The following is an 18918-nucleotide window of genomic DNA, read 5'->3' as shown; positions in this document are numbered from 1 at the left end:
GTGACATAGCAGGGTGCAGGTAAAGGGTATCTCGCAAGGTTTTCAATTTGTAGTTTAGGAGTAGATTGAGATGGCAATTGTCCAAGTCAGATCCACAAATCCGCAGTTTTCGTTTTTGATCAAGAAAAAGTTCTCCATACTACTCTTTTAACGAGTCACGAAGACAGCTCCTAATCGGCCGGAAAGACCCCGTAACGCTCCAAAGCCTTCGACGACGCTTCCACCATCCGCCTTTTCAGATAATCGCCTTCCACCACCCGAACCCTCTTACCCAGAAAACGAATCTTGGAAAGTAAATACTCCATTTCATCCCCAAGCAGAGAGACTCTGACTCGGTATGTATCGTTCTCCGTATCATACTCAACATTTTTTTCGAAGCTGGAGAAGGCGTAAAGGATGCGGGACAACTCAGCGTTATATATACGGACAATTTCAATAAGCGCCTCACTTTTACGCGATTCAAGAGTTTTTCCGATCTTCTTCAGAATGCTTTCCGCTGCTGACGGCTCTATAGGTTCTGCCGCAACAGAATGGATCTTCTTCAGCCTGGTGCTCATGAAGGCGTGATGCCGAGTGTGGTACCAGAGCAAATACCATTCCCGTTTGACCATGGAGTATTCCAGCTTATAAGGAAAGCCCGAATGGCCTGTGTTAACACGTCCGCCCTTAATCTCGTAGGTTATACGAATGCCCCTCTTATTCATGATGTGCCGCCGCAAAGGCCGCAGGAGCGGGTGATAGACTTGCTTCTCCTGACTTCGGGCTTTTTCAATCAAGTGGCGGGAGGTATCCATTACCTGATCCGGCTCGAGGATTGAACGCAGCTTGTCAAAAGTGTCCGCAGTGAAAGCATCGGCCGCCGCGGGATGTTCCAGCATTGTCTTCAGCCATGCCCGTTCGTGCGAGGTGACCATGAAAGTACCGGAATCCTCCAACCGGGAGATGATCTGGTGATTGAATATTTTCTCAAACAGATTCATAGTAAGACTGAATCTCCTTCCATTCGGCAATCATTTCCCGGCGAAACTGAATGGGCTCCAGAACCTCACAGCTGGAACCGAAACTCCGCAGCCACGGCTTGATTTCAGTAGTGCCGTTTACGGTAATCTCGTAAATAAATGAATCTTCATTTTCGAACACAATCTGTCCCCACTGCCCCTGCAGCAGTACCCGCTCCTTAATGAAGTTCGGTTCAGAACCTTCCGGATTATAAAATCGGGCACGCACGGTCACCGGCCGGCCAGTATCGATCAGCCAGCTGTATCGTATTTTCTCGGCAAGCTTGGTTTTCTTTTCCTCATACCAAACCTCGTCCACGGCTTCATCCTCTTCAATTTGCGTGATTCCTTCCATTCGGTATTTCCGAATCCCCTCTCGGCCATGGGACAGCAGGTACCATCTTCCATATTGATGATCATAGACAATTTTAAGCGGAAGGGTCTTATGGACTTTGCCCTCCGTCTCCCGTTCAAACAGGGGATTGGTGTTTTTGGAGGCGTAGCTTTTTTCAGACTTCGGCGAGAAGTACAGAAAACGGACATTGCGGCGGTGACGGATGGCATGCAGGAGCGTAAACAGATGTGCCTCATCCAGGATCCGCGAGTAATAGTGATACTTATATAAAAATGATTCGACGGCATGCTGCCGGGCTTGATTGCGCAAAAGATGCTTCTTGAGTCCATCGCGCAGCAGGTAGCCTTGAACAGAAGGGACCTGCGTGTTCGCCATCACATCCACAAAATCATACAAATCGATAAGCTCTTCATCCGATAAGTTCCGGACCAAGTCGTCTTGGATACGATACCGGTAGGGGCGGGGTCCCTGCTCTTTAACGATGACGCCAACCTCTTCCAGGTATTTCAGGTCCGACCGAATGGTCTTCTCGTCAGGCAGCGGAAGGCCAGGTGACAGACTGTTGCAGCACATATTCAGCAGCTCCATGGCAGATCGCGTCTGTTTATTCATCGCGCCTAACAGCAGTGAGATTCTTTGACTTTCGGATTCCTTTACGGATTTGGCGCGAAACAGAAACAAGAGCAGAGGATCGGTGGAGTCATAATAACTGAAGCGAATGGTCTCGGAGAACTCCCTGCTCTGTTCCTGCGGCAAATGCTGGTGCATGGAGGTTACGACTTCTTTAAGCCTTCGGATCGTTTTATCAAAGGTGTGGACGGATATGCCCAATCTTTCTGCGAACTGTTGTCTGCTGAACGCCCCACTTGTCAGGACAAGCATGCGTAAGAATTGGATCTCTTTATCAAAGCTCTCTTTTGCCAAAATAATCCCCCGTTCAAATGAGACCTCTTCATTCATTGTATCAGGGGCGGGAGTTGGGTCAAATGGAAAAGTTTATGTTCGGTCGTAATACTTTCACCATGTTCCTTCAGGTTGAAATGAGCGATTATAGAACCTGTATTCATCATACATCGGTTCTTATTCGGACGGTCGTAACGAGGCGGGGATATCGGTTTATCCCGCAGTGCCGTGCATGATATGTTACGGTATCCTGTACGATCGGATCGGTAAGAATCCACTATTTGGGGTTCGATTCCCCAATCGCCTAGGGAGCGATTCTGGTAGAATACTCGACTTCCAATCGAGCGACAACTTGAACAATGAACCAAAGGATAGAATCCCTAGCGGCTAGTTTGAGCGCACTGCAGGAAAGGCTTTGCAATCCGTGGATACCGATGGTGCGAAATTCCGGGAGGCTTTTTAGGATGGAAGAGGAAGAAGGATAGCTGAAGTAGGGCCACCCTCCTGAATCAAATGTCCTTAAAAATCACTGGCAGACCGCTTGTCTAAAACGAGATTCCGCCGGAACCGCAGTGGGATTCTTTCGTCCAATGGTCGAACCATTAAGGGGGTAACGAATATGTTTAAAAAAGTAACCATTCAAGCTGACCAGCGCGGCTTACTCTTTCATAAAGGAAGTTATGTGAAAAAGCTCATTCCGGGGACCTATCACTATTTATTGTGGTCGCAAACCACAGTTGCCGTGTTGAATATTGCGAATCCGTTCGTTGTAGAGGGCAAAGATTTGCAGATGTTCCTTCACGAAGAAGACCTCGTGCGAGAGCTCGATATTGTACGAGTACAAGACCATGAATACGTGCTGCATTATGAGGACGGTCAATTCGTACAACTGCTTAAGCCTGGTGTCTACGCCTTTTGGAACATACTTAAAAAACATACCTTTTTGCATACGGATATCAGAGAACCTGAATTGCCTGCCGAGGTAGACCGTTCGATTATACCGAAGCTCGCAGCCCATGTGCAGTCCTGCGAAATTGCGAGTTACGAATCCGGATTTTTATTTTATGATCATGTTTTACAACGAGAGCTTTCTCCTGGAAAGTACTACTTCTGGAAGGGGACCGTTTCGGTTATGGTCAAGACGATTGATGTAAGACAACAACAAATGGATCTCATCGGCCAAGAAATCATGACAGAAGACAAAGTTACGCTGCGGTTGAACTTCGTTTGCCAATACAAGATTGTAAAGCCATTACGTGCTTTGGAAATGAAATCGTTCGACGAGCAAATTCATATCCAGCTTCAGCTCATGCTTCGGGAATATGTCGGAACTCTTAAATTAGACGATCTCTTGAAACGGAAAGAGGACGTTGCCTCGTTCGTACTGTCTCGTTTACGTGAGAAGGGTGAAGAGTTCGGAGTACAGTTCCTGAGTGCGGGGGTTAAGGATGTCATTTTGCCGGGAGAAATGAAAGAGATCCTAAATACTGTCCTGCTTGCAGAGAAGAAGGCCCAGGCGAATCTAATTACTCGTCGGGAAGAAACGGCATCGACCCGAAGTTTGCTTAATACCGCGAAGCTGATGGACGAGAATCAGACGTTATTCCGTCTGAAGGAGCTGGAATTCCTGGAGAAAATATGCGAGAAAATCGGGTCCATCTCTTTAACGGGCGGCGGGGATCTGTTGGAACGGTTGAGCTCTCTCATTGGTGAGAAAAAGGCAGCAAGCAAATAACGAACCGTACCCTAAGGAGGGTTTCATATGAGCAGTTACCATCAACATATCTTGAGTGTGCTTGAACGCATCGAGTGCGAAGAAAACGTTCGGATCTTGTACGCTTGTGAATCGGGCAGCCGGGCATGGGGGTTCCCGTCCAAGGATAGCGACTATGATGTCAGATTTCTTTATGTTAGACCGGTAGATTGGTACTTATCGATTTTTGAGAAGCGGGATGTCATCGAGCGGCCGATTAGTGACATGCTGGACATCAACGGCTGGGATCTGCGAAAAGCCTTGAACCTGTTCCGAAAATCGAATCCGCCGCTGCTCGAGTGGCTTCAGTCCCCGATTGTATATAGGGAGAACCATGCGATAGCAGAGCAAATCCGCCGCATCTCTCCATTCACGTTTTCCCCAAGGTCATGCATGTATCACTATTTACACATGGCGAAAGGGAACTATAGGGAATACCTGCAGGGTGATCGGGTAAAGATCAAAAAATACTTCTATGTTCTCCGCCCGATTCTAGCATGTGAATGGATCGAGAAGTACAGCACCATGCCGCCTATAGAATTTGATCGGTTGGTCGATGCTGTTGTGCCAAGGGGAAGCGAGCTTAAGGCGGTTATGGACGGTCTGCTTGTCCGCAAAAAGGCAGGCGACGAAATGGATTACGAACCGAGGATCAATCCGATAAACGAGTTTTTGGAAGAAAGAATCGAATATTACGAGCGGATGGCAGCGGGTATGCAAACGTCCGGTGGGGGACAGAATCAGCGGCTAGATGATTTGTTCCGGTCCGTGCTGAAAGAAGTATGGGAAAAAGGTGATGAAAACGATGGTACTTTTCTTCAATAAAGCTGTTCGGCCTCTTTGGGAAGGCAAAACCTCCATTTATTCATACATTCGGGAACAAGGCGAATCCGTGGACGGTTCCCTGCCGGATGACGAAGAATTCTGGTCAGGCAGTAAAATGAGGTGGGTAGCGGGCGGTTTGGATGGAGCATTTGGTCACCATGCGGGGCCTGGTAAGATGACGGATGAGGTACAGGAGCTAGCCCGTCTGCTGGCGAAGCAATTCAGAAAGCCGAAGAATTCAACTAGAAAGGCCCTGTATGCTAAGCTTGTGAAGGCAGATATAGGCGGCATGATCGATGACATTTTAGATGAGTTACGCAAACAACCCGGTATACAACCAGGTGCAATATTCCATGAGGCGAAATGGATGGTGGAAAATGCGGCACACCGAAATGTCGTCAAATTCGGAATTGCGCTGCTGGGCCTTTTTCAGAACGAGCAAATGAAGGAACTGCTTCTGACGCTAGGGAGACATGATGAATTTACGCTATATGCCGCGGTTGCGATTCAAAATGGAATGGAAGACAGTAATCAGGTACTATTTGAATTAGCTAAGCGAGTTCATGGTTGGGGTAAAATTCATATCGTTGAGAGACTCGAGCCGGCTAGTCAGGAGATAAAAGACTGGTTGCTCCGCCAAGGCTGCCAAAACAGCGTCATGAACGAATATTTAGCTTGTATTTGTGCTAGAAATGGTGATTTACGAGAGGCGCTCTCGGCTGATCAGATAGATAGCGCTTTGTTTGACGGGGCAACCGATATTATTGAAGCGTTGTTGAATGGCGGGATGGACCGATCAGTTAAGAACTGATAATAGAGATGCTTGTCAATCGATTATTGCCGATTCCAAGTGGGCAAGCATTGTTATGAATGCTGTTAGTACCGGTGATTCGTTGAACCACTACTATGGCGTAGCATGTGCCGAAAAGCTCGGCATCGATATTTGGGAGAACCTCTATGCCCAGCTTGCTGTGAATCCTCTCGAAGATTCGCATTACTTGCAGCTCATGAAATCTGATGACTCAAACAGAATACGGAAGTTGGTTCAATTCGCTGAGGAACATCTGCCGCTGCGGCAAATCGCTACGGGACCCGGGGATGAAATGGGGCTTGGCAAAGAATATGCAGCACATAGGAGTCTGGATACCATTTTGCAAAATTTGGATCGTTTTGAGGGAATAGGAAAGGAACTGATCCTCATCGGCCTGAACAGTCCTGTAATTCGAAATCGGAACATGGCGATCAAGGCGTTAGAGGGCTGGGAAGTGGCTTCCTGGGGAGATCAGCTTATCAAGGCGGTCAATCATTTGTCTGAGATAGAGCCCGACGACTCGGTAAAAGAACGTATTCGGAATCTGCGGGAAGCCAAAGGATTGTGAACACGGGAAAAGCATTTTATTTTTACAGGAGTTGAATGGTCTTATGGCTTATCAAAATATAGACGGCGTTCGTGTCTGGGGCAACCCCAACGACGGGGCGCTTGCTCAAGCGAAAATGTGCGCAGAAACCGGCAATGTGGTCCAGACCCTACTCATGGCCGACCATCATAAAGGGTACAGTCAGCCGATCGGCGGAGTCGTTGTATATGACGGGCAAATTTCCCCTTCCGGCGTTGGATATGATATTGCATGCGGGAATAAAGCGGTGCGAACCCACTTGGCTGCAGAAGACATAAAGCCCAGATTGGCGAAAATAATGGATGAGATCGCCCGTAAAATCTCCTTCGGGGTGGGCCGTGTCAATCACGAAAAGGTCGACCATGACCTTTTTAATGATCCCGACTGGGCCGTCTACAAGGCGGTAGGCAAGCAGGAGCACGACAAGCTCAAATCGTTGGCACGGGATCAACTCGGCACAGTCGGCAGCGGAAACCATTTTGTAGACTTGTTTGAAGAAGTGGGAACCGGCCGTTTGTGGATCGCGAATCATTTTGGGAGCCGAGGTTTCGGGCATAAAACGGCAAGCGGTTTTATCAACTTAGCCGCCGGCAGAGATTTTCTCGCCAGCGCCCCCGGTGAGAAGATGGATCAGCCGCCTGTACTGCTTGATCTGAACAGTGAGCTTGGCGATATGTATTACAGGGCTATGAAGCTGGCCGGGCGTTATGCCTATGCCGGAAGGGATTATGTGATCCGTCAGGTGTTAGCCATTCTGGGAACGGCAGCGGACCTTGAAGTGCATAACCATCATAACTATGCTTGGAAAGAGACACACAACGGACAAGAGGTCGTTGTCGTCCGTAAAGGAGCGACTCCCTCAGCACCCGGTCAGGTTGGTTTTATCGGTGGCAGTATGGGGGATATATCCGTTATCGTAAAAGGGAAGGACAGCATAGAGAACAGGGATTCTTATTATAGCACCGTTCATGGAGCGGGACGGATCATGAGCCGGACCCAAGCGGCTGGAAAAATGAACTGGAAAACCCGGACCCGCAGCGGCGGTCAAATTACTACAGAGCAAATGCTGGAGGCTGTTCGGGACTTCGGTGTAGAACTGCGCGGCGCGGGTACAGATGAGAGTCCCTTTGTTTACCGGAAGCTTCAAGAAGTGTTGGATGCGCATGCTGAAACGATCGAGGTCATGCACGTGCTGAAACCAATTGGTGTCTGCATGGCTGGTGCGGATGAGTTTGATCCATATAAGGATTAATGCCTTTCCAACAGTTCATTAAGCCTGAGTTGAGGTGATGTATGGTATGGTGTTCGTTCAAGTTAATAGTTTCATCACGCCCGGCCTGTAAGGGATGACGTAAATCCCCTTGGCTCCTTTACAGGCTGGGCCTTTTCCCAAGGGGCGTGATGGAATGAAAATTAAATCCACAAATCGGACTCGTGCGTACTATCGGCACCATCGAAGAAGGGTGATCCAGCGTAAGAGCAAGATCGCTAAGCAGCTCGGATGGCACGAAAAGTTTGGAGGGAAGTTTGCTAAGGGTAAGATTCATTGTTCTTGTTCTTATTGCAGGAAAAAGACGAGAGAAATGGGATTGCCTAAGTCAGATCTTGTAAGGCTTGAACGTATGGACCAGTTTTATGGTTTGGAAAAATAGAAGCTTTTCAAATTGGAAATCGGCCGTAGATGTAGAGTCTACGGCCATTTATCTTTGCACAGGAATTAACTTAAGATAGGATAGAAACGAGTTTACTTTCTCTATGGATCAATGAGTTTCGCCTACTCATGTTTATCTAAGGTCAAGGGATTAGTAGGTTTTGCGAATTTTGTTCAATGTAACGAAGGATACTACATTGGAGACGATCATAATTAGAGCAACCAGTAATTTATACACTTGAAAAGAATATTGTATAAAAATATCGGATAGGATCAGGAGGCTAATAAGCGACAACAACCAATGCAATGGACCAAACGGCTACTTCTAACCACTTCATTCGAAGAATCTATCTTCTTTCCTGTTAGTGCATTCCAAGGGGTGCTTTTCTTTTTACTCGTATAGGAGGAAATTTAGGATCTATTGTCGAAAAATGGATGGATACATAATTAGGAAGGATGAATAGTGTAAATGGCTAGAACTTACAAGGCAGAAGGTAAGCAGCTCGCTTATGTGCTCAGAGGCATATTCATAATTGGTGGACTTGCTATTTATTTCAGTATTCCAGGACTGCACTGGGGTTTCTTTTTCGGGATTCTTTTTGGTTCAGTTTTAGTAGCAGAAATCATTGGGGCAATGTGGACACGGAAGAGACGTAATCAGAAGAAACAGAAAACCGAGGCAACGAATAAGACAACTGCTCGGACAGCCTCAAGACGCTCAAGTAATATTGTCAGATCCGATGACGTCATCTTAACAAGCCGATTAGACAATTTGACTGGGGCAGAATTTGAGCGGTTACTTGCGCTTTACTTCCGAGATCAGGGCTATACGGTTAAGGAAGTTGGCGTTGGTGGAAATGATGGGGGAGTGGATCTTGTCATCATTGATCGTCGCGGCGAGAAGACTGCTGTTCAGGCTAAATGCTATGCCGATCATAATCTTGTTCCAGTGATGACGGTCCGTGAACTGGTTGCGGCAAAGCGAAATCATGACTGCATCCTGTCGCTGCTCGTCACTACCTCAGATCTTACTCCTCCTGCGAAAAAAGAGGCGGAGCAGTTCAAAGTCGATTACTGGCATGGAGGTCTGGTTGAGCAGAAACTGAGAGCATGGGGCAAATGGCAACCTAGTAAGAAGCGTCGTCCTGTTGAAAAGAGTGAAAAAAAAGCAAGCTCGGCGGGCGTTAGGAACAAAAAGGCTACCTCAGCATCAAGTACAGTAAAATGCAAATGCGGTGCTCCAATGGTACGAAGAAAGAGCAAGCAAGGCGTTGAATTCTGGGGCTGCAGTAATTTTCCAAAATGTCGAAATACAAGAGCTATATAGATATTCGGACATAGAAGGATAAAGTACATTCATCACTTAGACTAAACTAATTAACATCCAACCCCGCACTATCCCAAGGAGGCCCATATGATCAAACAACTAAGAAGCTGGTGGAAAGATTCCGACATTCCTAATCTCATTGGGAGAAAAAAGGTGGATCTTTCAATTTTTGAATACGGCACTCATATTCCAAGGGAATTCCATATTGACTTTCATGAAGCCAACCAGGGTGAAATCCCGCCGTTAGGGACAAGCCGTTTGCTTACTTTCATCTACAAAGATCAAACTTTTAAAGCTAAGCTGCAAAATATTGACCAGAAGTCAGCCGATCGAGAAGCGCTGCAAATTCGTTACGACTCCAATAAAGAGCTTAAGCAGTTTATGATTGCACAGTTCCATGCTACATACCAATACATTACAGCACAAAAAGCAGAGAACAGTGGCAAGAAGAATATTGTCTTGTCCGATGAGCAGGCTGAATATATTGAATTTTACGCGACAGGGATCCCTTTTGAATATCGCATTGAACTGCTCACTCAACAGGTACTGCCGAATATATGGTGGGTAAATCAAGGGTCGACTATTGCCGCAGGCAAAGCTGAAGGTGTCATATGGGCACCATTGCAAAATGCAAATGGTCACCTGGTACACCATTGGGAAACGATGAAGGAAGTGAAGAAAGGAGATATTATTCTCCATTACGCCAATAAGGAGATTAGATATGTCAGCCGGGTGATTGAATCTGCTATAGTTGCCCCAAAACCTAAGGCATTATCAAATTCGAATTGGGAAGAGCAAGGACGATTGGTAAAGACGGAATACTTCGAGCTTACCCCAAGCATTCCTTTGGATCTATTTAACCAACAACTGATGAAATTGAATATCTCTCAAGGTCCGCTGAATTCCGTGGGCGGTGTAAACCAAGGATATTTATTCCGTTTTTCGATTCCTGGTCTTCAGTTCATTCAAAATCTATCTGGAGATGTCAATTGGCCTTCATTTACAAAGTTTCATAACGTTCAATCTATTCCTGAGGAGCGTATAGTTTTGCCTGTGATCGAAGATGTAGATGTACCGGGCGTCGTAAATCGAATTAAGACCTATATAGAAAAAAACGGATTTCATTATCCAGACAAGCACATTGAAAACTTCTATCTTTCCTTAAAGACGAAACCGTTCGTCATTCTTGCAGGTATTTCGGGAACAGGAAAAACAAAGTTAGTTAAACTGTTTGCTGAAAGCTTAGGAGCCACAGGAGAGAATGGCCAATTTACGCTTATTCCGGTACGTCCGGATTGGAGCGATCCCTCTGATCTTGTAGGATACAAAGATTTATCTGGCAAATACAAACCAGGAAGATTAACCGAAGTATTGGCGTCAGCATCCTTGCCTGAAAATCGGCATAAACCTTATTTTATTTGTCTTGATGAGATGAATTTAGCAAGGGTTGAACATTATTTTAGCGACTTGCTTAGTTTGTTGGAGACGCAGAGATGGCAGGATAGCAAGATTGTTACTGAGGTTTTGATTCCAACTTCCTCATTGGACCGAATCGAAGATCAAGAAGCCTACGGTAATCTAGGTATCCCCGAGAATGTGTATCTAATTGGTACGGTGAACATGGATGAGACAACATATCCGTTCAGTAAGAAAGTGTTAGACCGAGCGAACACGTTAGAATTCAACCACATCAACTTGATGCAGTTGCCATGGTCGGAAGGAGAAGGGGAACCTGGAAGCTTGGATATAGAGCTTGAACCTGTTTCTCAACTTTTCTTACGAGCCGATTATTTGACGCTAGCTAATGTAGATATGGATTACAAAGAACTGGTAATTCGAACCACGAACAAGCTGGTGGCCATTAATCAGATTTTGGAAGAGATCCATGCCCATGTCGGCTTTCGAATTCGAGATACCATTTGCTTCTATAGCATCTATGTACACAGATTCGGATTACTGACGGAAGATCAAGCTTTTGATTTGCAGCTGCTCCAGAAGATTCTTCCTAGGATACAGGGAAGTCATGCTTCGGTAAAAAGAGTCCTTCTTAAACTATTAAAAGGTTGCCTCGATGGGGAATCGGTAAATGTTAATTCCTTAATGGAGGATGCCTCGACCCTTTATTCGAGATGGGATGCTGGAAAAACTCCTCCTCCGGCGAAATACCCAAATAGCGCACGTAAGCTGGCGTTTATGTTGAGGAGGTTAGAGGAAAATGGATTTACCTCCTTCTGGCTCTCATGATTCAAGCAGGGAGTTGCTTCGAGTAGACACGAATCTCTTTACCTTGTACATACAGGGGCGTCCAATCCATCCAACGGTTGAGACGCTCCAACTGCATCGGAATTATGACGAGCAATGGGTAAATGGGATGCTTAAGGTTTCAAGCCTAATATCTAATTTACACATTGAGGAAATCAAAGTTTTTTCGCCTCTAACAGGGGATTTAGTAGATTGGCACGAGGGAATGCCCGCTTTTCCTTGTTTTTATGAGACGCAAAATTATGAGTTAGTCGTTCAAAAGAAGCACCCGCCGCTAGAGCTTTCTTTTTACCATGACAATATTCATTTGCGGCAGTCCCTTAAAGCTCTTGGCGATACTATCTTATCCGGCATGCTGAACTTTGGCAATGAAGTCGGGTTTACGGAACTTGAATTGAGATTGGCTGGCCAGACGATATTTCAACTGGAGATCGAGGTTTTTCCGTCCAAGATAGATTATAAGCAGGATTATCAAAATCTACTGAATGAAGTGAACCGGCAGATTTATAACTTATCGTTTGACTTTATGAGAAGAACCTATCAGTTAACCGGGTTAAGGGATACACAGAATCAGAGCTTAACTGAGTATTTCACCATTTTGCAATTTGTTTTTGATCGCTTGCTGGAAGCCGTAAGACGCATCTCCATGCATCCTCATCATCGTTTAGTGACGAATCATCAGGTGAAGGCTGCTGATAAAGTTAGAAAGGCGGGGAAGGAGAACATCGCTTTTTTGACAAAACGGGCCCATATGCTTACTGAAGATTCGGAACATGGTTACATCAGAATTGAGGATCGTTTCTATAAAGCGACGCATCTATTAGAATGCAAGAAACAAATTTCTTATGATACGAATGAGAATCGGTTTGTGAAATGGATGCTGGAACGCGTAAAAGGGAATTTGTTTAAGCTGAAGAGTCGCTGGCGAGAACAAAAACGCAAAGAAGACTTAATGCTTACGAGTCGTGTCGATAAAATGGTTAACCAAGTGGAAAGGTTGCTGCAATCGACATTCTTGCGCGAAGTAGGAGGGTTGCAGCATTTCACGGTTAGCCTGGTTTTGCAAATGGCCTCCGGTTATCAGGATGTATATCGTTATTATTTAATGCTATTAAAGGGCTTATCGATCCAAAATGACCTGCTTCGGCTGTCTATGAAAGACGTGGCACAGCTCTATGAATATTGGTGCTTCCTAAAACTAAATGAAATTCTTGGCAGAAAATATATGCTGCTAAGCCAAGATATTATTACGGTGAATCGAAAAGGGATCTTCGTGACCTTAGATAAAACGCAAAAGGCGAGGATGGAGTATAGAAACCCACGGACCGGCGAAGTGTTTATTTTGCATTATAATGCCCTACCGAGCAAGGATGTTTCGCCGACGCTTCCGCAGTGTCCGGACAATGTCCTCACTTTAAAGAAGAAAGATGCCGGGCGGGAAAAGGTTTATAAGTATATTTTTGATGCGAAATATCGCTTGAACCCGGCCTATGAAGATGATAATTATTTCAGATCCTATAGGGCACCAGGTCCGATAGAAGAAGATATTAATACGATGCACCGATACCGAGATGCCATTGTGAGCATGGATGATTCCTCTAAGGAATTTGAGAGAAGTATGTTCGGAGCTTATGTCTTGTTCCCGTACCATGACGAGGAGCGGTTTAAAGAGCATCAATTCTATAAAAGCATTGAACTCATGAATGTAGGCGCGTTCCCTTTCTTGCCGAATTCAACGCAATTAGTCGAGCAGTTTTTGGACGAGATTATTTTGGATAGTCCGGAGAGGGCGTACGAGAGATCCACAAGACCTCGGGGAACCAAGGAATATTATGCGAATAAACTTAGCGGTAAAAATGTATTAGTCGGCTCCCTTCGCGATGTCTCCCAATTGCAGGTGATGCTTCATCATAACATTTACCATATGCCGCTTAAGAACCTATCCGACACAAAAATTTTAACACAGCTTGAGTACATCGCCATGTGCCAATCTCGGAAAACATTTGAAAGCACAGGGCAGACAGGCATTCACTACTACGGCAAAATCAAAGACTGGCAAGTAATACGTCGCGGCGAGATCAAAGAACGACCCGCACGGCCGGGTACGGAGAATGAGTTATACGTCAAATTTACGTTGGAGCAATGGGAGAAGCTTGAGCGTCCTATTGTTTTGGGTGGCCAAAGGATATACACCCTTTTATATACGACGAAGTACATGTTAGATCGAGCGTTAGAAATTGCTGAATTAAAGCTGGAGACGGAAGAAGAATTAAAGGAATGGAGGGAGAAGCGGCGGCTGGGTAGAGTTAAGGTGAAATTAGATCACGAGTTCGTTGACCTGGCTAAAGATACTTTGGGTTTTGAGGTGGAGGAAGATAAATAAATTAATTTAAGAAAACACCTGATGCTGAAATCAAGTTTTCACTTGTGAATATGTTCTGATGGAATAGATAGTAGTCCTACTATTGCAATATTGATTGTTGAAAGTCATAGGGGGAAGACTTTTTTGGACAGAAGTTCGACTCCCCTCGCCTGATACTTAAAAACCCGCTCTTGGAGCGGGTTTTCGCTTTTTCTGGGGTTAAATTTTTGGTCCCAATGTAGCCCATCTTTCTACCCCAGCAGTTTTGGACCTGCGTCAATGGTTTGGCTCATCAAACCAAAAGAATTAGCCGCACTTCTAGAAGTAGGGAGTGAGAAAACGACAAATTATATGGGTTATTTAATCTATCCGGAAAACTTTTCCCTTGGGTACAAACGGCAGATGTTGGCCTTTTGGTATAAGGAAAGCGTGCTCTCGACGTATGCTTAATCTGTCGCAGAAGCCGTCCGTAATAATCAATAACGGACCGTTTTTTGGAAAATCTTCCGCATGCTCCAACAAATCAATACCGGGTTGAAGGATGGTACCACCTCTGCCTTTGACGGACACCCGGTCTGCTATCACTTCTGGAGCAAGATATCCTTGATCGTAAACTGCCGCATCGCAGAAAACTACACGTACCAGCGGGACATCTCGTGACATACTATAGCTGGCGATAGCCCCCAGAGCTTTTCCTAGTAACTTGGTATCCATGGAACCTGAAGTATCCAGCACCACACCGAAAGTACGCCCATCCTCGTCCCCTGCATCCGGCACCCATCGAGGTCTTGGAATATACGGGGTAGAAGATTGTCTACGGCTGATTCTTGAATAGGTTCGAACCTTTTCCATTGGGGAAAAGTAATGATCGAACCATTTCGCAAGTTCCACATCCCATAAGATAGGCGGCTGAGACAGAGCTCGGATTTCTTCCACCAGGCCAGCGGGTAGCAGCCCCCGGTTCTGTTCATAATGATAATCAAGACCTTGGCTTAAGGAGCTGCGGTAAAACTCATCGAGCGTAAGACCGTCGTTCCGGTTCCACCAATCCGGTATACGCGGGGTCAGAATATCTCCCAGACCGACTCCTCGAAATGTAGCGATTTTACGATATAGCCTTATATCGTTGACGATTTGATCGTAGATTGATTCTGCTGACATTCCCTTTAGATCGGGATCGTGGAGCCCACCGATCCTAGGAAAGGCCCCTAACCCCATTTCCATTAACCACTGGTTGATGACATAGTCGCAAGCAACATTCCATAAATAAGGATCGCGTCCATCGGCACGTGCATGATGCCGGAGCCCCACATGAAGAAATTCATGAGCGAGCACGAAACGGCACTCCTGCTCGTCAAGGCCTGCGGCTGGATTAACGTAGATTTCTTTTGCCTCAGCATCAACAGCAGCTACCGAGATGGATAGTCGGTTGCAAAGTACAGGGTCCTCAATGATTTTGAAATCTGCCGCCATGGCACCCATGAGTGGGTAGCTGCTGATAAACCAGTTACGGGCTTTCAGAGCGGGCGTTAGAACATCTTTGTTGGCACCCAAATAAGCTTCATATCCTGCCGTTACATTGACAGCACTGGTTACGGCCATTGTCAGCCCTTTGCCCAAACAGTCCTGCCAGTTTACATTTTTATTGTTCCAGTAGGTGGGGCCTGTTGTTCGTGGATTCAGGATCATATCCTGATAGCCATGCCCGGCCGTACTAAGATTATAGAAGGAAGAGGAAAGTCCACTCTCCATAAAGCTCTGGTAGAGATCTTCCTCACTTATGGCAGCAATCTCCACTCGTCCATCCATACCTGCCGGGGGATGCCCAAGCTTCATGTCATAAAGAAATTTCGCGATAAAGCAATCGCATGCTGCATTCCACAGATCCTGCCGCTCCTTCACTTGAAAATGCCCAAAACCAAGGTGCAGCAGAGCATGGGAAAGAATATACACCCACTCCTCTGGAAGTCCCCTCCGTTTGGGGTGTACATGAATGTGCCCATTATTTGTTGTGACGGCCCAGCCATTTTCAGGACAGAGGTTCCCCTCCTGACGTACAAACCGTGCATGGGATGCGAGGGGGGCGAACATAGGGTGTTGACTGACGAAATGCAGCCCCTCCATATAAGATTTTGTAGCAGGGTCCAGCTCTCTGGACTTTTGTTTGGCCATAATCAAGCTTCCTTCTTCTGTACTAACCTCGGCAGGTCACGGACAATCTCCACGAGGAACCAATCGGGAAGACTTTCACCGTTTTCACTCTTCGCAACGGAAAGTTGGGCAATTTCCAGACTGATCGTGCTCAGACTTTTGATCAGAGCCTTAGCACGGTGGGCCAGCCTCCTGTGATGCTCGGTTAGCATGTCTTTAGATTCCGGCAGCTCTTTAATAAGTTGTGCACGGAAGGACTGTGCCATGAAGTACAATACATCCCGATCTTCCGGTTGGTGCGGCCAGCCGGCCTCGCCCTCCAGAATGGCCTTCAGTTTATATTTGTTGTTAGTTTGCTTGTAGAATGCCTTGAACTGCCCGGCGTGATGAGGGGACAAACAACCCGTTGCCAGAATGTCTAACGTTTCCGGCTGCAGTTGATCCCCGTATTCCTTTAATGCATCGCTTAACATGTGCCATGACCTTGGTGTTGAGAAGGGTTCTTCGTGCTTCGGGGGTTGTACCCATAGATGATCCGGGCGAGTCTCAATATAGTTAATCACCAGGGGATGTATACCGTTCTCATAGGCCCACTCTAACCATTCGCGGTGGGAAACCCTTAATTGGACATGAAACATCCGGTTGATGAGCGCTGACGACATGGGCTTCACAATGGCGCTGTCCTGAGCCCGATTTCCGGCGCCGATTACGACGGAGCCCTCCGGCAGCACGTATTCGCCAATGCGCTTCTCTAGGATCAGGCTGTAGAAAGCCTTCTGAACCTCATGGGTACAAGCATTCAGTTCATCCAGAAACAGACAATAGGGCTCACTTCGGGCAATCATGCTGGGAGGACAAAACCTGCTTTTTCCGTCTACAATTTGCGGGACCCCGATTAAGTCCTCCGGCGCCAGTTGGCTACCTAGTAACGAGACACAGGGTAACCCCACCATATCGGCAAATTGTTGAACCAGTGATGACTTCCCTATTCCGGGTGGTCCCCAAATAAAGACAGGACGAACGACAGCTATGTTCAACAAAAGATCCATGATTTGCTTAGACGTAACAGAGGCAGATATATTCATGTATCGATTCCTTCCATAAATCAACGTTGAAGTAATGATACCATAAGGCGCCGGGAGCTTAGTGGTAAAGTTTGGTTAAAACAATATGGGTAATATTTTTGCCCTACTAATACTTTCACAATGTTGGTATGCTTTGTGATTATCAAATCACGTACTGCCTTCTTCAATACGAAACGATAACAGGTATGATTGTAATCTAGCTATTCGTGATCTTGTGTGAAAAAAGCGCAAGCGCCGGGCTTCCCTAGCCGACGCCTGAGCTTATTTTCTTCTATAGAGCTTATCCCAGTCTTTAATGACTTCTGCCTGAGTTAATAATCGATCCCGCTGCCAGCGGGATGTTTTCCATTCGTGTATCGCTTGCTGTCTAGTTTTGAAAAAACGGTAATCGCAAATATCCCAAGAGCAGAACAATTTCCGGTACCACTTGCCATTTTGAACGTCACCTGTGAAGCGGCGTACCGCTTTGCTGGCTTGCCGTTTACTCCAGCGGGTACCGGGTGTATGATGGTCTGTCCATACGGGAGATTTTTTTACACTTCTGCTCATTTGGCTCTCTAACCAAAATTTCTCCCACCTTAAGAACAACAAATCATGGTACGATTTGGTTGAGTTTATTTTGTTTTGTGGGGGATGGCGGATGAAGATCGTGTTTTGCTCCGATCCTTTGAATAACAAGACTGTAGATCAGGAATATGAACAGGAATATGAATGTGCCCGTAAGTTGGGAATGGATGATGAAGCCGCACGATTACGAACAGCTATATTATGCACTGCAGCAGAAAAACGCTCTCTTAATTAACTCTCCTTATGAATATAGAAATGGCCACTATTTTCCTTATTCTTATGAGGCAATTCAAAAGGCAACTCCACAGAGTATTTGGCTCGAAATAGGAGAGCTTTCAAATGGGGTTGATGTCCTGTTTGAAAAGATGCGCATATTCAAAAACAAACCGGTTATTGTCAAGGATTACGTAAAGTCCAGGAAGCATGAGTGGGAAGAGGCCTGCTATATACCTGATGCATCCGACAAACAAAGGGTTGAAATGGTTCTTCGGAACTTCATTGATCGTCAAGGATCGGAGCTGAATGGCGGCATCGAGATTCGTGAGTTTGTTTCTTTGGAGCATCTCACCAAGCATCCGAAAAGCGGCATGCCTTTATCGAATGAGTACCGGCTGTTTTTTCTTCTTCCGAGTCATGCGGACCTGGAACATTTTTACCAATCGATATTGGATTTTGAGGGCAATAGGGCTTTGCTGAATGAACATTAGAGTACCACCAATTGCCCGCGACAGCCATTGCGGAGAGATATTGGATGATGCGCTTAGAACAAGGTGAAGTAAAGAGTGTAAACAAGGATACCGGGCCGCCAACCATTGAAAGCAAAAATATTTCTTGACTTCATCTGCTTAGCCTGACCTTTTCCCTCACAAAAACGCTGCTGCTGTAAATCACGGTTTGCGATAATGATCCAGTTCGTCTGTCCGAAAGCTCCCTTTTGAGAGGGAATGAGGATCGATCTCCTTTAGTTTTGAGGTTGCCCAGAGGCGGCAAGCTGCACGATAGGGGAGTTGATAAATATCTTCTAATGATCTTTTCCATCGTCAATCCAAACAACCTCTTCAAGTAAGATGATTACGTAGGGTGTGTCAATAATTTTGTGTAAACTCATTTATAGAGACTCCCCCATGGGGGAGATTGCCCTTACGGCAGATGTTAGCCGATGCGTTCGGGGAAGAAGACCGAGAACTGCAACAGCATTTGGCCCCAGTTCTGGACACGGCCTGTCCATTTGCGGGTGACATCCATGGTGACCAGATACAGCATCTTTAGCAGCGCCTCGTCC

The 18918-nt window shown here is 46.1% G+C and carries 14 protein-coding genes and 1 pseudogene; 9 read left to right on the top strand and 6 right to left on the bottom strand.

The window, feature by feature from the left end; translation table 11 throughout:
- Nucleotides 1–170 precede the first annotated feature (170 nt).
- A complete protein-coding gene (locus tag K7397_RS19570) occupies nucleotides 171–980 on the bottom strand; it encodes a WYL domain-containing protein (protein WP_223070249.1) in 810 nt (269 codons plus the stop codon).
- Complete coding sequence (locus tag K7397_RS19565) at nucleotides 967–2277, bottom strand: helix-turn-helix transcriptional regulator (RefSeq protein WP_223070248.1); 1311 nt, start codon at nucleotides 2275–2277, stop codon at nucleotides 967–969. Before K7397_RS19565 ends, K7397_RS19570 begins: the two co-directional genes overlap by 14 nt.
- A gap of 598 nt (nucleotides 2278–2875) precedes the next feature.
- On the opposite strand from K7397_RS19565, the gene K7397_RS19560 reads away from it, so the two are divergent.
- From K7397_RS19560 to K7397_RS19530, 8 genes are all read left to right on the top strand, one after another.
- On the top strand, nucleotides 2876–3991 hold the full coding sequence (locus K7397_RS19560; RefSeq protein WP_223070247.1) for a slipin family protein: 1116 nt from the start codon (nucleotides 2876–2878) through the stop codon (nucleotides 3989–3991).
- A gap of 27 nt (nucleotides 3992–4018) precedes the next feature.
- Nucleotides 4019–4834: a nucleotidyltransferase domain-containing protein gene (locus K7397_RS19555; protein ID WP_223070246.1), complete on the top strand. Its 816-nt coding sequence runs from the start codon at nucleotides 4019–4021 to the stop codon at nucleotides 4832–4834.
- Nucleotides 4806–5645 carry a hypothetical protein gene (locus K7397_RS21695; protein ID WP_237691074.1) on the top strand — a complete coding sequence of 280 codons (840 nt, stop codon included), beginning with the start codon at nucleotides 4806–4808 and terminating at the stop codon, nucleotides 5643–5645. The genes K7397_RS19555 and K7397_RS21695 overlap by 29 nt, the downstream gene beginning before the upstream one ends.
- Nucleotides 5646–5700: 55 nt before the next feature.
- Entirely contained in the window at nucleotides 5701–6213 is a 513-nt protein-coding gene (locus K7397_RS21690; RefSeq protein ID WP_237691073.1) for a hypothetical protein, read from the top strand.
- Nucleotides 6214–6256: 43 nt separating this feature from the next.
- Nucleotides 6257–7483, top strand: a complete 1227-nt coding sequence (locus K7397_RS19545; RefSeq protein WP_223070245.1) for an RtcB family protein — start codon at nucleotides 6257–6259, stop codon at nucleotides 7481–7483.
- An 868-nt stretch (nucleotides 7484–8351) separates the two neighbouring features.
- The gene (locus K7397_RS19540; RefSeq protein ID WP_223070243.1) at nucleotides 8352–9209 is read left to right on the top strand and encodes a restriction endonuclease; all 858 of its coding nucleotides are present in this window, start codon (nucleotides 8352–8354) and stop codon (nucleotides 9207–9209) included.
- An 87-nt stretch (nucleotides 9210–9296) separates the two neighbouring features.
- The gene (locus K7397_RS19535) at nucleotides 9297–11453 is read left to right on the top strand and encodes an McrB family protein (protein ID WP_223070241.1); all 2157 of its coding nucleotides are present in this window, start codon (nucleotides 9297–9299) and stop codon (nucleotides 11451–11453) included.
- On the top strand, nucleotides 11425–13854 hold the full coding sequence (locus K7397_RS19530) for a restriction endonuclease-like protein (protein WP_223070239.1): 2430 nt from the start codon (nucleotides 11425–11427) through the stop codon (nucleotides 13852–13854). Before K7397_RS19535 ends, K7397_RS19530 begins: the two co-directional genes overlap by 29 nt.
- Before the next feature lie 339 nt (nucleotides 13855–14193).
- Here K7397_RS19530 and K7397_RS19525 read toward each other — a convergent pair whose 3' ends face one another.
- The 3 genes from K7397_RS19525 to K7397_RS19515 form a co-directional block, all read right to left on the bottom strand.
- Nucleotides 14194–16005 carry a DUF2201 family putative metallopeptidase gene (locus tag K7397_RS19525; protein WP_223070237.1) on the bottom strand — a complete coding sequence of 604 codons (1812 nt, stop codon included), beginning with the start codon at nucleotides 16003–16005 and terminating at the stop codon, nucleotides 14194–14196.
- A gap of 2 nt (nucleotides 16006–16007) precedes the next feature.
- Complete coding sequence (locus K7397_RS19520; RefSeq protein WP_237691076.1) at nucleotides 16008–17033, bottom strand: AAA family ATPase; 1026 nt, start codon at nucleotides 17031–17033, stop codon at nucleotides 16008–16010.
- 297 nt (nucleotides 17034–17330) lie between these two features.
- Nucleotides 17331–17618 carry a hypothetical protein gene (locus K7397_RS19515; protein WP_223070222.1) on the bottom strand — a complete coding sequence of 96 codons (288 nt, stop codon included), beginning with the start codon at nucleotides 17616–17618 and terminating at the stop codon, nucleotides 17331–17333.
- A 164-nt stretch (nucleotides 17619–17782) separates the two neighbouring features.
- Between K7397_RS19515 and K7397_RS22080 the strand changes: the two genes are divergently transcribed.
- Nucleotides 17783–18343 (top strand): ATP-grasp domain-containing protein, encoded by a 561-nt coding sequence (locus K7397_RS22080; RefSeq protein WP_223070220.1) that lies wholly within the window; start codon nucleotides 17783–17785, stop codon nucleotides 18341–18343.
- 445 nt (nucleotides 18344–18788) lie between these two features.
- Here K7397_RS22080 and K7397_RS21680 read toward each other — a convergent pair.
- Nucleotides 18789–18918 (bottom strand): annotated as a pseudogene (locus tag K7397_RS21680) (IS256 family transposase); the annotation flags it as partial.

Origin of the sequence: Paenibacillus caui, from assembly GCF_019904135.1 — a bacterium.
Taxonomy (GTDB): domain Bacteria; phylum Bacillota; class Bacilli; order Paenibacillales; family Paenibacillaceae; genus Fontibacillus; species Fontibacillus caui.
The sequence above is the reverse complement of the archived record's forward strand: the minus strand, read 5'-3'. Positions and strand labels throughout refer to the sequence as shown.

Excerpts from the sequence above, each read along its gene's own strand:
- K7397_RS19570 (WP_223070249.1), bottom strand. The coding sequence starts at position 980 with ATGAATCTGTTTGAGAAAATATTCAATCACCAGATCATCTCCCGGTTG.
- K7397_RS19560 (WP_223070247.1), top strand. The coding sequence starts at position 2,876 with ATGTTTAAAAAAGTAACCATTCAAGCTGACCAGCGCGGCTTACTCTTT.
- K7397_RS19555 (WP_223070246.1), top strand. The coding sequence starts at position 4,019 with ATGAGCAGTTACCATCAACATATCTTGAGTGTGCTTGAACGCATCGAG.
- K7397_RS21695 (WP_237691074.1), top strand. The coding sequence starts at position 4,806 with ATGAAAACGATGGTACTTTTCTTCAATAAAGCTGTTCGGCCTCTTTGG.
- K7397_RS21690 (WP_237691073.1), top strand. The coding sequence starts at position 5,701 with ATGAATGCTGTTAGTACCGGTGATTCGTTGAACCACTACTATGGCGTA.
- K7397_RS19545 (WP_223070245.1), top strand. The coding sequence starts at position 6,257 with ATGGCTTATCAAAATATAGACGGCGTTCGTGTCTGGGGCAACCCCAAC.
- K7397_RS19540 (WP_223070243.1), top strand. The coding sequence starts at position 8,352 with ATGGCTAGAACTTACAAGGCAGAAGGTAAGCAGCTCGCTTATGTGCTC.
- K7397_RS19535 (WP_223070241.1), top strand. The coding sequence starts at position 9,297 with ATGATCAAACAACTAAGAAGCTGGTGGAAAGATTCCGACATTCCTAAT.
- K7397_RS19530 (WP_223070239.1), top strand. The coding sequence starts at position 11,425 with ATGGATTTACCTCCTTCTGGCTCTCATGATTCAAGCAGGGAGTTGCTT.
- K7397_RS19525 (WP_223070237.1), bottom strand. The coding sequence starts at position 16,005 with ATGGCCAAACAAAAGTCCAGAGAGCTGGACCCTGCTACAAAATCTTAT.
- K7397_RS19520 (WP_237691076.1), bottom strand. The coding sequence starts at position 17,033 with ATGGATCTTTTGTTGAACATAGCTGTCGTTCGTCCTGTCTTTATTTGG.
- K7397_RS19515 (WP_223070222.1), bottom strand. The coding sequence starts at position 17,618 with ATGAGCAGAAGTGTAAAAAAATCTCCCGTATGGACAGACCATCATACA.